Below are 14,760 nucleotides of genomic sequence, written 5' to 3' on the forward strand. Positions count from 1 at the left end.
GGCGTCCGGACCCGCTGATCCCGATGCCAGAAACGCGGCGAGGGGCGGGCCGGAATCCGGACCCGCCCCTCGCCGGGGTTGCTCGTTGACCGTCTCGGGCGGGCTCTCAGGCCTGCGCCGGGACGATGTTCACGGTCTTGCGACCCCGCTTGATGCCGAACTGGACCGCACCCGCGGCCAGTGCGAACAGCGTGTCGTCGCCGCCGCGGCCGACGTTGTCGCCCGGGTGGAACTTGGTGCCCCGCTGCCGGACGAGGATCTCGCCGGCGCTGACGACCTGACCGCCGAAGCGCTTCACACCCAGACGCTTGGCGTTGGAGTCACGGCCGTTGCGGGAGCTGGACGCGCCCTTCTTGTGTGCCATGGCTGGTCAGATCCTCACTTGGTGATGCCGGTGACCTCGACGCGGGTCAGGGGCTGACGGTGACCCTGCCGCTTGTGGTAGCCGGTCTTGTTCTTGAACTTGTGGATGCGGATCTTCGGGCCCTTGGTGTGCTCGACGACCTTGCCGGTCACCGAGACCTTCCCGAGGGCGGCGGCGTCCGCGATGACGTCGGAGCCGTCGACGACGAGCAGCGCGGGGAAGGTGACCTCCGTGCCCGGCTCGCCGTCGAGCTTCTCGACCTGGACGACGTCTCCGACAGCAACCTTGTACTGCTTGCCGCCCGTCTTGACGATGGCGTACATCGGTCCGGAAGTCTCCTGCTGCTCGGCGTTGCGATGATCGTTGCGATCGACGCGCGCGCTGACCCACTGGCTGCCTCACCGGGCTGGCCCGCGGACGGCCGGTGCGTCGCACGGCGCACAACGCGGCCCGCCGAACAGCGGGCCGAACTACAGGTTACGGGGCCGCGTCGAACGGGGTCAAACCGGGGTCCCCGCGCGCTCGGCACGACGGGAGCCGTCAGGTGAGGCAGGCAGCGCAGCGCGTGCGGCGCTCCCGTCCAGATCGTAGCCGGCGTGCCCGTCTGATCGTCTTCCGGGCGAGGACACCGCTCCCGGCCACCGCGCTGACCAGCAGGAACGCCGAGTTCCGGCCGCCGGGCGACGACAACGACGGGCGTTTGCCCAGTCCCGGGAGGAGAAACCCCGAGCGCGCCGCGCGAAAGATCAGGATGACCTGCGGCGAAGAGCGTCGCGCTGTCCGATGCGCGGGAAACGTGAGCGGCGTCAAGGCAGGCATCAAGGCGCCAGGGCATCAAGGCCACCGGGAGGACGACGGCCCTCGGAGGGCATGGGAGGTCCTCCCCACACCGAGCCTGAGCCCGCGCGGCTTCGCGTCCCAAAACCCAGCCCGACGAGCCCTGAGCCGCCACGAGCCGCCCGGAACACCCAATAGGGCCGCCCTACCAACGAAAAGTGGCTCTCGGGGCGTGTGGACGCCCCGAGAGCCACTCTCGGTCGTTGTCGACGTCAGGCGCGACGCCGGCGAGGGCTCAGCCCTCCTGGATGGCGCTGGTCGGCGGGCCGGCGGGACGCGCGGCGGCCCGCCGCCGGCGGGTCCGGGTGGTCACCGCTCCCACCGGAGCCGCCTCCCGCCGCTCCTGCGGCTGGGCCGCGGCCGCCGGCGCGGCGCCCGTGGTCTGCCCGGTCCCGGACTGGACGGGAACGACCGGCTCCGCCTCGCGGACGGTCTCCTCCGACCGCGTCACCGACGCCACCGCCGCCGGCTTCTCCGCCGCTGGCTTCTCCGCCGCCGGCTCGGCCTCGACCCGCCCGTCGACCTCGGTCCGCCTGGTGGCGGCCCGCCTGGCCTGGCGACGCCCGCCGTCACCGCCGGCGCTGACGACCTGGGCCTTCGGCTCCTCGGCCACCACCTCGACGACGGGTTCGGCGCTGGGCTCGGCCTCGACACGCGCCACCGGCTCCTCCGGGCGCACCGCCGGCTCCGGCTGCGTCGCCGGCTCCGGCTGCGCGGCCTGCTCCTGGCCCCGGCCCTTGCCCCGGCGACGGCCGCCCTCGGCCGCGCCGTTCTTGGCGTTCCCGTTGTGCTGGTGCACCGGCTCGGTCGAGACGACCAGACCGCGCCCGCGGCAGTGCTCACAGGTGCTGCTGAACGCCTCCAGCAGCCCGGTGCCGACCCGCTTGCGGGTCATCTGCACCAGGCCGAGCGAGGTCACCTCGGCCACCTGGTGCCGGGTGCGGTCCCGGCCGAGGCACTCGGTGAGCCGACGCAGCACCAGGTCCCGGTTGGACTCCAGCACCATGTCGATGAAGTCGATGACGATGATGCCGCCTACGTCCCGCAGCCGGAGCTGGCGGACGATCTCCTCCGCCGCCTCCAGGTTGTTGCGGGTGACGGTCTCCTCCAGGTTGCCGCCCGAACCGGTGAACTTGCCGGTGTTGACGTCGATGACCGTCATCGCCTCGGTGCGGTCGATCACCAGGTACCCGCCCGAGGGCAGCCAGACCTTGCGGTCCAGCGCCTTGGTGATCTGCTCGTCGACGCGGTGCTCGGTGAACGCGTCGGTGTTCGCGACGTGCCGCCGCAGCCGCGACACCAGGTCGGGCGCCACGTGCCGCACGTACGCCTCGATGGTGTCCCACGCGTCGCCGCCCTGGACGACCAGGCCGGAGAAGTCCTCGGTGAACAGGTCGCGGATGACCTTGACCAGCAGGTCCGGCTCCTCGTAGAGGAGCTGCGGGGCCGCGGCGTTGGGCTGGTCGGCCCGCTCCTTGATGACCTCCCACTGCGCCTGCAGCCGCCGCACGTCGCGGGCCAGCTCGTCCTCGCTGATGCCCTCCGAGGCGGTGCGGATGATCACGCCCGCGTTGTCGGGGACGATCCGCTTGAGGATCTCCTTGAGCCGCTTGCGCTCGGTGTCCGGCAGCTTCCGGCTGATGCCGGTGGCGCCGCCGCCCGGCACGTAGACGAGGAACCGGCCGGGCAGGCTGATCTGGGTGGTCAGCCGCGCGCCCTTGTGGCCGATCGGGTCCTTGGTGACCTGCACGAGCACGCTGTCGCCGGTCCTGAGCGCCTGCTCGATCCGGCGGGCCTTGCCCTCCAGGCCGGCGGCGTCCCAGTCCACCTCGCCGGCGTAGAGCACGGCGTTGCGGCCGCGACCGATGTCGACGAACGCCGCCTCCATGCTGGGCAGCACGTTCTGCACCCGGCCGAGGTAGACGTTGCCGACCATCGACCCGGCGCCGGAGGAGGTCACGAAGTGCTCGACGAGCACGCCGTCCTCCAAAACCGCGATCTGGGTCATCTCGCCGCGCTCGCGGATCACCATCTTGCGGTCCACGGCCTCGCGGCGGGCGAGGAACTCCGCCTCGGACAGCACCGGCACGCGCCGGCGGCCGGCCTCCCGGCCGTCCCTGCGGCGCTGGCGCTTGGCCTCCAGCCGCGTCGAGCCCTTGACCGCGCGCACCTCGTCGTCCGAGCTGGTGGGCTCGGGGCGAGCCTCGCGGACGTGCACCACGGTGTTGACCGGGTCGTCCTCGCGCGGAGTCACCTCGTCGTCGGCCGCGCCCTTGCGCCGCCGGCGACGACGACGGCGGCGGGTGGCCGCCTCCTCGCCCTCGGCCTCCTCCTCCGCGGGCTCGGCCCGCTCCTCGCCGGCCTCGACGTCCTCGACGGGCTGCTCGGCCTCGGCGTCCGCGGTCTCCTCGCCGGCCTCGCCCTCGGCCTCGTCAGCGGCGAACTCGTCGCCCTGGCCACCGCGTCCGCGACCACGGCCGCGACGCCCGCGACGGCGGCGACGACGACCGCCGGCGTCGCCCTCGTCGGTCTCCTCGCCGGCCACGACCGCCGTGTCGGCGGCGGTCTCCTCCGCCTCCTCGCGAGACTCGGGCCGGGACGGCTCCACGACCCGTTCGGCCGGCTCGGCGCGCTCGGCCGGAGTCGGCGGCAGGAACACCGCGGGCGGCGGGGCGAACACCGGACTCAGCGGCGCCACGGGCTGCGGCGCCGGCTCCTGGGCCGACGGCTCGGCCGGCTCGTACACCGCCCCCGGCTCCTCGCCGGGCTCCTCGGGCTCGGGCAGCAGGACCTCGGCGACGCGCAGCGCCACGTCCCTGGTGATGCTCGACTGCGGGCTGCGCACCTCCGCGCCCAGCTCGGTCAGCGCGGCGAGCACCTCGCGACTGCTCGTGCCGAGCAGTTTCGCCAGGGCGTGGACCCGCAGCTTCGGCGGCAGCTCGGGGACGCTGACACGGTCCCCTGCCGACTCCGTCGGCACGGCCGCCGTGGCCGCTGTGACCCGGTCACCGCCGGTGGATGTGGTCGAATGCCCGCCGACGTTCGCGGCGGGCACGTCGTTGTTCGACATGCAGCTCCTCCGCCCCCGGGCGCGTCCGGTGCGGACGCGGCCGCGCGGGGGCCTTCTTCCTTCGTCCAGTCTCCGCCGCGCGGACGCGGCGGGAATCCTTCGAGCCGCCCGGTCCCCGGGCACTGGATGGTGTCCGGGCGCGCAGACGGCGGTCCCTCAACGACGTGCTGACCCGTTCCCCGCTCCCCGCCTACGGGTAGGGCCTCCCATCCCTACCGAACCGCCGGGTCGTCCACCCCGGACGGGGTGGTCGTCGGCGACGCCGCGCGGTCCGCGGCGAGCGGGTCGACGAGGGTTCCGAGAACCCCACTGTCGTCGAGCCGGCCCTGGGCCATCCGGGTCGCCTTCGCGGGTACTGGCGGCACCAGGTCGGCGACGACGCGGAGCGCGCTCAGCACGTCGTCGGGTCGCACCGCAGGTGTGGTCTGCCGTACGACCGCAACGAGTATCCCACACGGCCGCGCCCGCTCCGGCCAATCGGCCACCTGGGCGGTTGCCTCCCCACTCTCTTGATCACTGTCGGTGACCAGCCCGTTCGCGTCGGCCAAGGCGGCGGGCTCCACCTGGTCCGACGTGTCCAAAATGTGCGCGGTGCGCGAAGTGCCCCCGGTGCCCCTCGACGTGTCCCCGGTGCTCTCCGTCACCACCTCGGCGCTCACCACGGCCGCCCTGGCGTCCAACGTCCGCCGGCCGTCCTTGGTGAGCCGCTCCACATCGACCCGCTCCGCGGCCAACAGCCGGCGCACCGCCTCGGCCAGTTCCGCCGGTTCGACGCCGGGGAGCTCGACGCGCCACAGGCTCGCCTCGATGCGCTCCGCCAGCGACCCGGGGCCGCCGGTGACCGCCTCCAGCACGTCCAGACCGGGAGGCAGCGCCGCGTCCAGCTCCCGACGCAGCGCCTCGGGATCCAGCTCCCGCACGACCTGGATCTCGACGTACTCGGCCTCGCTGGCCACGCCGGTCGGGGCGGCGCCCACCCACGACACCTTCGGGTGAGGACTGAAGCCCTGCGAGTACGCCATCGGCACGCCGGCGCGCCGCAAGGCGCGCTCGAACGTCCTGGCCACGTCTCGGTGCGAGGTGAAGCGCAGCCGCCCGCGTTTGGCGTAGCGGATGCGGATCCGCTGGACCGCCGGGGCGGACGGGTTCGGCTGGTGCTGACGGCTCAGGGCTTGCTCCTCATGGACGTCTCCACGTGTCCACCAGGACGGTACCTCCCGGTGCGCTCACGGCGGAGTGGCTTGTCTGCGGGTGGCCCTCTGGTTACCGTCCGGCGCAGCGGTCCCGCCGGTCCGCCCGAACGCGCCCGCCCGAGCTGCCCGATCAGGGAGGTCCCCGTGCCACTGGCCCACCACGCGCGGGGCGCCGTGGCCGGCGCCGCCCTGCTGGCCGTCGGCTGGCTGGTCCCGACCCCCGTGGCCACGGCCCGACCCGTCCCGACGTCCGAGCAGCAGGCCACGAACTGCGTCCAACCGGGACCGGTGCTGCGCTACGTCGTGCTCTTCCCCCGCGGCACCGCGCCGGAGACCGCCGAGGCGGAGATCACGGCCAAGTGCGGCACGACCACGGTGTACTACCCGCAGGTGGCGGTGGCGGTGGCCACGTCGCCCGACCCCGCCTTCGGCGAGCGGTTCGGCCCGGCCAGGGCCTTCAGCGCCCAGGGCACGGTGCTCGCCCGCCGGGAGCGCACCCGACGCCAGGACGAGACCGCGCCCCGCGGTGACAGCCGGTCGCGCGGCGGCGGGCAGAGCGCGGCCGACCGCACGGCCGAGCAGTGGGACATGGCGATGATCAGGGCGGACCGCGCCCGGCGCGTGAACCCCGGCAGCCGGGACGTGGTGGTCGGCGTGCTCGACTCGGGGATCGACGCCACGCACCCGGACCTCGCGCGGGCCGTGGATCCGTCGTTGTCGGTCGGCTGCCTGACCGGTCGCCCCAACCCGGCCCCGAAGGCGTGGGCGCCGACCACCTCCGTGCACGGCACCCACGTGGCCGGCACGATCGCGGCGGCCGACGACGGCCGCGGCATCACCGGGGTCGCTCCAGGTGTGCGACTGGCGTCGGTGAAGGTCGTCGACGACCAGGGATACATCTTCCCCGAGTACGCGGTGTGCGGGCTCCTGTGGGCCGCGGAGTCCGGGATGCGCGTGGTGAACAACAGCTACTACGTCGACCCGTGGATGTTGACCTGCCGCAACCGCGACGGCGAGCGCGTGGTCCACGAGGCCGTGCGCCGGGCGGTGGAGTACGCGAACGAGCGTGGAGTGCTGGTCGTGGCGGCCACCGGCAACGCGGGCGTCGATCTCAGCCGGCCCGGCCGCGGAGGTAGCGTCGACGAGGACGGCCACCGGGTGGACAGCAGCTGTGACGTGCTGCCGGCCAGGGTGCGTGGCGTGGTCGCCGTGTCGTCGGTGGGCGCGAAGCGGCTCAAGGCCGGGTACAGCTCGTACGGGCTGGGCGTGGTTCAGGTGACCGCCCCGGGCGGCGACTACCGGCAGGAGCCCGGACCGGGCAGGGAGGGCTGCGTGCTCTCCACGGTGCCCGGCGGCTATGACTACTCCTGCGGCACGTCGATGGCCACGCCCCACGTGAGCGGTGTCGCCGCGCTGCTGGCGTCGACCCACCCGTCGGCCACCGCCCCCCAGCTCGCGCGGCTCCTGAACGCCCAGGCCCGGTCGGTGGCCTGCCCTGCCGACTACGACCTGAACGGCGACGGGGCCCAGGACGCGGTGTGCCACGGCGCCACCTCGTACAACGGCTTCTACGGGCACGGGATGGTCGACGCCCTGGCGGCAGTGACGAACGGCCGGGACTGACAATCCTGGCTTCGACCGCACGCCTCCGGCTGGTCGATGCCCCGAGCAGTCGCCCCACACCCACTCGACTACCACATTTCGTGGGGGACCCCCCATTTCCAGAGTTCCACGAGGGTCTGACATTTTCACCGAGACAAAACCGGTCGATCACCCTTTTGTGTCCTCTTATGTGCCAACACGCACGTTTCCCTGCTATGAAACACGTAGATCAACATGTCTACTAACTGCAACGATGACTAGCGACCAGGGAATCCACAGCGCGCCGGGTTCATCCGATCGAACCACTCCCCAACCACTCGCAATGTCAGCCCCACCCGCGATAATAAAAACAGGGGTTCCCCCCGATAACACCGTTTTGGACGAAATGAGGGTCGAGGGTAGCCCGATCTGACGGGTCACGGCGCTCTGCGGGCGGTGGGGTGTCAAAACGTGCGGGTGCGTGCGGGGCCGACCACCGCGGCCGTCGGGTCAGAAAGCGACGGGCGGCGGGAGCAGACGCTCCCACCGCCCGTCGCGGATCAAGAGGACCGGTCAGTCGCCGGCGGTCAGGGCCGGGTTGCGCACCGGGGAGCCCTGGCCGACCGGGGAGATCGGCAGGAGCTTGCGGCCGGTCGGGCCGACCTGGATGTCGGTGCCCATCGCCGGGCACACACCGCAGTCGAAGCACGGCGTCCAGCGGCAGTCGTCCTGCTCGCGCTCGTCGAGGGCGTCCTGCCAGTCCGCCCAGAGCCACTCCTTGTCCAGACCGGAGTCGAGGTGGTCCCAGGGCAGGACCTCGGTCTCCTCGCGCTCGCGGGTGGTGAACCAGTCCAGGCTCACCCCCAGCGGCTCCAGCTCGGCGGCGCAGGCGTCCACCCAGCGCTGGTAGGAGAAGTGCTCGCTCCAGCCGTCGAACCGGCCGCCCTCGCGCCACACGCGCTCGATGACCCGGCCGACGCGCCGGTCGCCCCGGGAGAGCAGTCCCTCGATCAGGCTGGGCTTGCCGTCGTGGTACCGCATGCCGATGTTGCGGCCGAGGTTGCGGTCGGAGTTGACGGCCTCGCGCAGCTTGCGCAGCCGGGCGTCGACGGTGTCGGGATCGCACTGCGAGGCCCACTGGAACGGCGTGTGCGGCTTGGGCACGAAACCGCCAATGGAGATCGTGCAGCGGATGTCCTTGCGACCCGACGCCTCGCGGCCGGCGCGGATGACCTCCTTGGCCATCTCGGCGATCTGCAGCACGTCCTCGTCGGTCTCCGTGGGCAGACCGCACATGAAGTAGAGCTTCACCTGCCGCCAGCCGTTGGCGTAGGCGGTGGTGACGGTGCGGATGAGGTCCTCCTCCGACACCATCTTGTTGATCACGCGGCGGATGCGCTCGCTGCCGCCCTCGGGGGCGAAGGTCAGGCCGGAGCGGCGGCCGTTGCGGGACAGCTCGTTGGCCAGGTCGACGTTGAACGCGTCCACCCGGGTGCTGGGCAGGCTGAGGCTGGTGTTGGTGCCCTGGTAGCGGTCGGCCAGGCCCTTGGTGATGTCGCCGATCTCGGAGTGGTCGGCCGAGCTGAGCGAGAGCAGGCCGACCTCCTCGAAGCCGGTGGCCGCGAGACCGCGCTGCACCATCGCGCCGATGCCCTCGATCGAGCGCTCCCGCACCGGCCGGGTGATCATGCCGGCCTGGCAGAACCGGCAGCCCCGGGTGCAGCCGCGGAAGATCTCCACGCTCATCCGCTCGTGGACGCTCTCGGCCAGCGGCACCAGCGGCTGCTTCGGGTACGGCCACGCGTCGAGGTCCATCGTGGTGCGCTTGAACACGCGGTAGGGCACGCGGTCCCGGTTCGGCACGACCCGCTGGATGCGGCCGTCGGGCAGGTACTCCACGTCGTGGAACCGCGGCACGTAGATGCCACCGGTCTCGGCGAGCCGCAGCAGCAGCTCGTCGCGCCCGCCGGGGCTGCCCTCGGCCTTCCAGCGCCGGGTGATGTCGGTGATCTCCAGCACCGCCTCCTCGCCGTCGCCGAGCACGGCGGCGTCGAGGAAGTCGGCGATGGGCTCCGGGTTGAACGCCGCGTGCCCGCCGGCGACGACGACCGGGTGGTCCTCGGTCCGGTCCGCGGCGTGCAGTGGGATGCCCGCCAGGTCCAGCGCCGTGAGCATGTTGGTGTAGCCCAGCTCGGTGGCGAAGCTCACGCCGAACAGGTCGAACGCGCCGACCGGGCGGTGGGCGTCGACGGTGAACTGGGGCACGTCGTGCTCGCGCATGAGCCGTTCGAGATCGGGCCACACCGCGTAGGTGCGCTCGGCGAGCACGTCCGGCTGCTCGTTCAGGATCTCGTACAGGATCATGACGCCCTGGTTGGGCAGGCCGACCTCGTACGCGTCCGGGTACATGAGGCACCAGCGCACGGTGGTGGCGTCCCAGTCCTTGACGGTCGCGTTGAGCTCCCCGCCGACGTACTGGACCGGCTTGGACACGAGCGGCAGCAGCGGCTCAAGCCTGGGGAACACGGACTCGACACTCACAACACCCCAGGGTACCGACCGGGGAGGCGCCGCCCCTCAGCGCAGCAGCAACCGGCCGAGCCGCCGGGCGGCCACCGCGACGCCCAGCACCGCGAGGACCACGAAGTACGCGGCGTGCCCGAGCACGCCCCAGTGCACGGCGCCCGTGGTCAGGCCCCGCATCAGCTCGATCGCGTGGTAGAGCGGGAACGCCTCGACGGCCACCCGGAGCGGGCCCGGGTAGACGCTCAGCGGGTAGAAGGTCGTGGAGAACAGGAACATCGGCAGGAGCACGAGCTGGACGTACTCGAAGTCCTGCCAGGAGCGCAGCCAGGTGGTCGCGGCCATCCCGACGGCGGCGAAGGCGAAGGCGACGAGCAGCGCCGCCGGTAACGCGAGCAGCGCCCAGGCAGAGCCGACCAGACCCATCCCGAGCATGATCGCGAGGAAGCCGGCCGAGTACAGGCCGCCGCGCAACAACGCCCAGGTCACCTCGCCGATCGCCACGTCCATCGGACCGAGCGGGGTGGCCAGCACCGCGTCGTAGAGCTTGGCGTAGCGGAGCTTGAAGAAGATGTTGAAGGTGGCGTCGTAGACCGCGCCGTTCATGGCCGAGGCGGCCAGCAGCCCGGGGGCCACGAACTCGGCGTAGGTCAGCGACTCGCCGCCGGGGCCGGTGACGCCCCCGACGAGCGCGCCCAGTCCCTGGCCCAGCGCGAGCAGGAAGAACAGCGGCTCGAAGAACCCGGTGAACACCACCAGCCACATGCGGCGGTTCACCAGCAGCGACCGTTCCACGAGCATCCGGGCCCGGCCCGCGTACAGGCCCGGGGGCAGCACGCGCAGCAGCAGGCCGGTCCGCGCCGGCGGGGCCGGTTCCCCGGCCGGTCTGGTCAGCAGGTCCTGGGTCACCGGCTCCCCCTCACGTCGTCAGCCGGACGCGGAACCGCCATCGGGTCACCACCACTCCGACGGCCAGCCAGACCACCAGGTAGCCGACGTGGCCGAGGGCGGCCAGGGGCGGGACCCCGGTCAGGGACAGCCCCCGCGCCAGCTCGGTGCCGTGCCACAGCGGCGTGACCCAGGCCAGGGGCCGCACCAGCGCCGGGAGCTGCTCCACCGGGAAGAACGTGCCGGCGAACAGGGTCATCGGCAGCACGACGAACCGGATGATGACGTTGAACCCCTCGCCCCCGGAGCGCGTCGTCGCGGCGAACGCGGCGAGCGGCGCGGCGAAGGCCATCGCGGTGAGCACGGCGACCGGCAGGGCCAGGAGCGCCCCGGGTCCGGCGACCGCGCCGAGCAGCGCGGCGACGAGCAGGTAGGCCGCGCCGGAGACGGCCACCCGGATCGCGATCCACAGGAGCGAGCCGTGCGCGAGCTGGTGCGGGGTGATCGGGGTGGCGGTCACCGCCCAGTAGTTCTTCTGCCACTTGAACCCGGACAGCACCGGGTAGGTGGCCTCGCCCGCCGCGTTCTGCAGCGCGGCGGCGACGAGCAGCGCCGGGGCGATGTACTGCAGGTACGACGCGCCCGCCAGCTCGGGCACCGTCCGCGCGCCCCGGCCGCCGGCGTCCACGAAGGTGCCGAGGCCGACGCCCATCGCGACGAGGTAGAGCAGCGGCTGGAGGACACTGGAGACCAGGGTGCTGCGCCAGTGCCGGCGGTACCAGGTCCACAGGCCTTCGACCACGAGCAGGGTCGCGCGGACCGGTCCGGGAACCTGGCCGGTGGACTGCGCGGGGGCGCGGACGGTGGCGGTCATCGTCAGTCCACCAGGCTGCGGCCGGTGAGGTGGAGGAAGACGTCCTCCAGCGTGCTGCGGCGGACCAGGGTGGCCACCGGCTGGACGCCCCGCCGCTGGACGGCGGCGAGCGCGGCCTCCCCGTCCCCGGTGTAGAGCAGCAGCCGGTCGGGCAGCACCTCCACGCGGTCGGCGAGTTCCCTGGCCAGGGGCACCGCGGCGTCCTGGCCGCCCGGGGCGAAGCGCAGTTCGAGGACCTCACGGGTGGCGTGGGACCGGATCAGCTCGGCCGGCGACCCCTCCGCGACGACTCGACCGCCGTCCATCACGACCAGCCGGTCGCAGAGCTGCTCCGCCTCGTCCATGTAGTGGGTCGTCACGAGCAGCGTGACGCCGCTCTGCTTGAGCCGGAACAGCCGGTCCCACAGCAGGTGCCTGGCCTGCGGGTCCAGGCCGGTCGTCGGCTCGTCGAGCAGCAGCAGCTCGGGGTCGTTGACCAGGGAGCGGGCGATGGTCAGCCGCCGCTTCATCCCGCCGGACAGCGGCTCGACCTCGTCGTCGGCGCGGTCGGTGAGCTGGGCGAACTCCAGCAGCTCCTCCGCCTTCGCGCGGACCCTGGCGCGGGGCAGGCCGAAGTAGCGGCCGTAGACGTGCAGGTTCTGCCGGACGGTGAGCTCGTTGTCCAGGTTGTCCTGCTGCGGGACCACGCCGAGCCGGGCCCGGATGCGGGGGCCGTGGCGGTCCGGGTCCTCGCCCAGGACCCGCAGCTCGCCGGCGGAGCGCGGGGACACGCAGGCGATCATCCGCATCGTGGAGGACTTGCCGGCGCCGTTGGGGCCGAGGAAGCCGAACGCCTCGCCCCGCCGCACCTCGACGTCGATCCCGCGGACGGCCTCGAAGTCGCCGAAGCGCTTCACCAGCCCGCGTGCGCGCACCAGAGCGGTGTCCTCGATCACATGATCGAAGGTAGCCCTCTCCCCCGACAATCCCGAACGAGTTTCCGCCCCGGCGACTCGGCGGGGCCGTCGCCGGAACGACCGCGAGGGCCCGGGTAACGAGGAGCTCCTCGTCGCCGGGCCCTCGCGGGTCCGATCGAGATCCGCGGGTCGCGGCCCTCAGCGGCTCACAGGTCGGGGAACCACAGCTTGATCTCGCGCGCGGCGGACTCGGTCGAGTCCGAGCCGTGCACCAGGTTGAACTGGGTCTCCAGGGCGAAGTCGCCGCGGATGGTGCCCGGGGTGGCCTTCTCCACCGGGTCGGTGCCGCCGGCGAGCTGCCGGAACGCGGCGATGGCCCGCGGCCCCTCCACCACGGCCGCGACCAGCGGGCCGGAGGTGATGAACTCCAGCAGCGACTCGAAGAACGGCCTGCCGTCGTGCTCCGCGTAGTGCTGCTCGGCCAGCGCGCGGTCGACGGTGCGGAGTTCGAGCGCGACCAGCTTCAGGCCCTTCCGCTCGATCCGGGAGATGACCTCGCCGGTCAGACCGCGGCTGACGCCGTCCGGCTTGACCAGGACCAGGGTGCGCTCGGTCACGGGGTCCTAACTCCTTCGTGAGGGGTCGTACGAAAACAGTGTGCGCAGCGTAGCTGGCGGAGGCGTGCGCCAGGTCACCGGACCATGGCCGCCGTGCTCCGCGCCGGCACGCCAGTGTTGTGCGCCTTCACGCACGAGTGTGCCGGACTTCCGGCACGAACCCCCGTGCCTGTGTCAGGGGCAACGCCCTTGCCGTCACAACACCCACTCCACCCGCGATAACGAGGTGCGTCGTGACGGCCGTGGCGAGTGGCACAGCCGGAGAACTGTCCACTTTGGACTACTCGGGGTCGTCCCCGGGTGCGCCCGGGGCGGACGCGCCCGGGGCCAGCGCTCAGCGCCGGGGCCGCAGGGTCTTCGACCAGAGCGACGCGCCCCGGGCGTCCCGCAGGTGCACAGTCAGGTCCCCGCTCCACCCGTCCACCTCGATCTCGCCGAAGTGCTGGAAGTTGTCCAGCGGCGAGGTGTTGGCCGCCGGCGGCGCGTGCACGAAGACCGCCTCCGGCCCGAACGTGGGGTCCAGCTTGTTCGGCCCGAACGCCCCCGCGTGCAGCGGACCCGACACGAACTCCCAGAACGGGTCGAAGTCCCGCACGGCGGCGCGGTCCGGCGAGTAGTGGTGCGCGGCGGTGTAGTGGACGTCGGCGGTCAGCCAGACGACGTCGCGCACGCGGCGCCGGGCGATCTCCCGCAGCACCCACGCGATCTCCGCCTCCCGGCCGGCGGGCACGCCGGGCCGGCCGTTGGCCACGCCCTCGTTGGCCGTGCCGTCCGGCACCACCAACCCCAGGGGCAGGTCCGCCGCGATCACCTTCCAGGTGGCGCGGCTGCGGGCCAACGCGTCCACCAGCCAACGCGCCTGCGCCTCGCCGAGGATGCGCTCGAACGGGGCGGTGCCGGGCGAGTTGGCGTCCCGGTAGGTGCGCATGTCGAGGACGAAGACCTCCACGTGCCGGCCGAACGTGAAGTTGCGGTACACCCGGCGGTCGACCGCGCGCTTCGGGTCCAGCGGCACCCACTCGTGGAACGCCTGGAACGCGCGGGCGGCGAGCACGTCAACGCGCTTCTCGGTGTACCGGTCGTCGGTCAGCACCTCGCCCGGGTACCAGTTGTTGGTCACCTCGTGGTCGTCCCACTGGTTGATCTGCGGCACGGCGGCGGCGAACCGGCGGTAGTGCTCGTCGAGGAGGTTGTAGGCGAACTGGCCGCGGAACTCGGTGAGCGTCTCGGCCACCTTGGACTTCTCCGGGGTGACCAGGTTCCGCCAGCGCCGCCCGTCGGGCAGGGTGACGGTCTCGGCGAGCGGCCCGTCCGCGTAGACGGTGTCCCCGCTGCACAGGAAGAAGTCGGGCCGGCGGGCCGCCATCGCGGAGAAGATCGTCATGCCGCCGACGTCCGGGTTGATGCCCCAGCCCTGGCCCACGATGTCGCCCGACCAGACGAACCGCACCCCCTCCCTGCCGATCGGGGCGGTGCGGAACGTGCCGACCACCGGCTCGCCGCAGGTCCGGCCGTCGAGGTCCTCGGCCCGCACCCGGTAGTGCACGCGGTGGCCGGGCGGCAGGTGGCCGACCCGGAGCTTGCCCGTGCCGTCGGTGTCCGGGGTCAGCAGCGGGCCGCGGTAGGTGCGCGCCACCCGGAAGGACGGGTCGAACGAGACGTCGACGAGCATGCGCGACGGGCGGTCGGCGCGCGCCCACACCAGCGCGCCGTCGGTGGTGACGTCGCCGGACTGCACGCCGTGGGTGAGCCGGGGGCGGTCCCCCCGCACCAGGGCGGGTCCGGACGGGTTGGCCGGACCGGCGAGCGCGGCGGCCGGGACGGCCAGGCCGGAGGCCAGCACGCCGGCGCCGACGGCGCTGGCGCGCAGCAGCGACCGGCGGTCGAGGGAACGCATGTTCTCCATAGCCGGCGTTC

General features: G+C 72.8%; 11 protein-coding genes. 1 reads left to right on the top strand and 10 read right to left on the bottom strand.

Features of this window, described 5'->3' with window-relative positions; translation table 11 throughout:
- Positions 1-106 precede the first annotated feature (106 nt).
- The 4 genes from rpmA to BUE43_RS12430 form a co-directional block, all read right to left on the bottom strand.
- On the bottom strand, positions 107-364 hold the full coding sequence (gene rpmA / locus BUE43_RS12415) for a 50S ribosomal protein L27 (protein WP_073482285.1): 258 nt from the start codon (positions 362-364) through the stop codon (positions 107-109).
- A gap of 14 nt (positions 365-378) precedes the next feature.
- The gene (rplU, locus tag BUE43_RS12420; protein WP_073482288.1) at positions 379-687 is read right to left on the bottom strand and encodes a 50S ribosomal protein L21; all 309 of its coding nucleotides are present in this window, start codon (positions 685-687) and stop codon (positions 379-381) included.
- A gap of 749 nt (positions 688-1,436) precedes the next feature.
- The gene (locus BUE43_RS12425; RefSeq protein ID WP_073482290.1) at positions 1,437-4,271 is read right to left on the bottom strand and encodes a translation initiation factor IF-2 N-terminal domain-containing protein; all 2,835 of its coding nucleotides are present in this window, start codon (positions 4,269-4,271) and stop codon (positions 1,437-1,439) included.
- 212 nt (positions 4,272-4,483) lie between these two features.
- On the bottom strand, positions 4,484-5,386 hold the full coding sequence (locus BUE43_RS12430; protein ID WP_083959596.1) for a TIGR03936 family radical SAM-associated protein: 903 nt from the start codon (positions 5,384-5,386) through the stop codon (positions 4,484-4,486).
- A 222-nt stretch (positions 5,387-5,608) separates the two neighbouring features.
- Here BUE43_RS12430 and BUE43_RS12435 point away from each other — a divergent pair, with 222 nt between their 5' ends.
- Positions 5,609-7,087, top strand: coding sequence for a S8 family peptidase (locus tag BUE43_RS12435; protein ID WP_073482294.1), 1,479 nt, complete (start codon positions 5,609-5,611; stop codon positions 7,085-7,087).
- Between the two features lie 531 nt (positions 7,088-7,618).
- Here the strand turns inward: BUE43_RS12435 and BUE43_RS12440 are convergent.
- The 6 genes from BUE43_RS12440 to BUE43_RS12465 form a co-directional block, all read right to left on the bottom strand.
- The gene (locus BUE43_RS12440) at positions 7,619-9,586 is read right to left on the bottom strand and encodes a TIGR03960 family B12-binding radical SAM protein (protein WP_073482296.1); all 1,968 of its coding nucleotides are present in this window, start codon (positions 9,584-9,586) and stop codon (positions 7,619-7,621) included.
- A gap of 36 nt (positions 9,587-9,622) precedes the next feature.
- Complete coding sequence (locus BUE43_RS12445; protein ID WP_234995676.1) at positions 9,623-10,477, bottom strand: ABC transporter permease; 855 nt, start codon at positions 10,475-10,477, stop codon at positions 9,623-9,625.
- Between the two features lie 10 nt (positions 10,478-10,487).
- Positions 10,488-11,330 (bottom strand): ABC transporter permease, encoded by an 843-nt coding sequence (locus BUE43_RS12450; RefSeq protein ID WP_073482298.1) that lies wholly within the window; start codon positions 11,328-11,330, stop codon positions 10,488-10,490.
- Positions 11,331-11,332: 2 nt separating this feature from the next.
- A complete protein-coding gene (locus BUE43_RS12455) occupies positions 11,333-12,262 on the bottom strand; it encodes an ABC transporter ATP-binding protein (protein ID WP_407697119.1) in 930 nt (309 codons plus the stop codon).
- A 170-nt stretch (positions 12,263-12,432) separates the two neighbouring features.
- On the bottom strand, positions 12,433-12,843 hold the full coding sequence (gene ndk, locus BUE43_RS12460; RefSeq protein ID WP_073482302.1) for a nucleoside-diphosphate kinase: 411 nt from the start codon (positions 12,841-12,843) through the stop codon (positions 12,433-12,435).
- Positions 12,844-13,177: 334 nt separating this feature from the next.
- Positions 13,178-14,740 (bottom strand): alkaline phosphatase D family protein, encoded by a 1,563-nt coding sequence (locus tag BUE43_RS12465; RefSeq protein ID WP_073482743.1) that lies wholly within the window; start codon positions 14,738-14,740, stop codon positions 13,178-13,180.
- Positions 14,741-14,760: the final 20 nt, after the last annotated feature.

Source organism: Streptoalloteichus hindustanus, assembly GCF_900129375.1.
In the GTDB taxonomy this organism is placed as follows: domain Bacteria; phylum Actinomycetota; class Actinomycetes; order Mycobacteriales; family Pseudonocardiaceae; genus Streptoalloteichus; species Streptoalloteichus hindustanus.

What these genes read in the sequence shown, in the direction of transcription:
- BUE43_RS12450 (WP_073482298.1), bottom strand. Translation starts at nt 11,330, where the DNA reads ATGACCGCCACCGTCCGCGCCCCCGCGCAGTCCACCGGCCAGGTTCCC.
- rpmA (WP_073482285.1), bottom strand. Translation starts at nt 364, where the DNA reads ATGGCACACAAGAAGGGCGCGTCCAGCTCCCGCAACGGCCGTGACTCC.
- BUE43_RS12425 (WP_073482290.1), bottom strand. Translation starts at nt 4,271, where the DNA reads ATGTCGAACAACGACGTGCCCGCCGCGAACGTCGGCGGGCATTCGACC.
- BUE43_RS12465 (WP_073482743.1), bottom strand. Translation starts at nt 14,740, where the DNA reads ATGCGTTCCCTCGACCGCCGGTCGCTGCTGCGCGCCAGCGCCGTCGGC.
- rplU (WP_073482288.1), bottom strand. Translation starts at nt 687, where the DNA reads ATGTACGCCATCGTCAAGACGGGCGGCAAGCAGTACAAGGTTGCTGTC.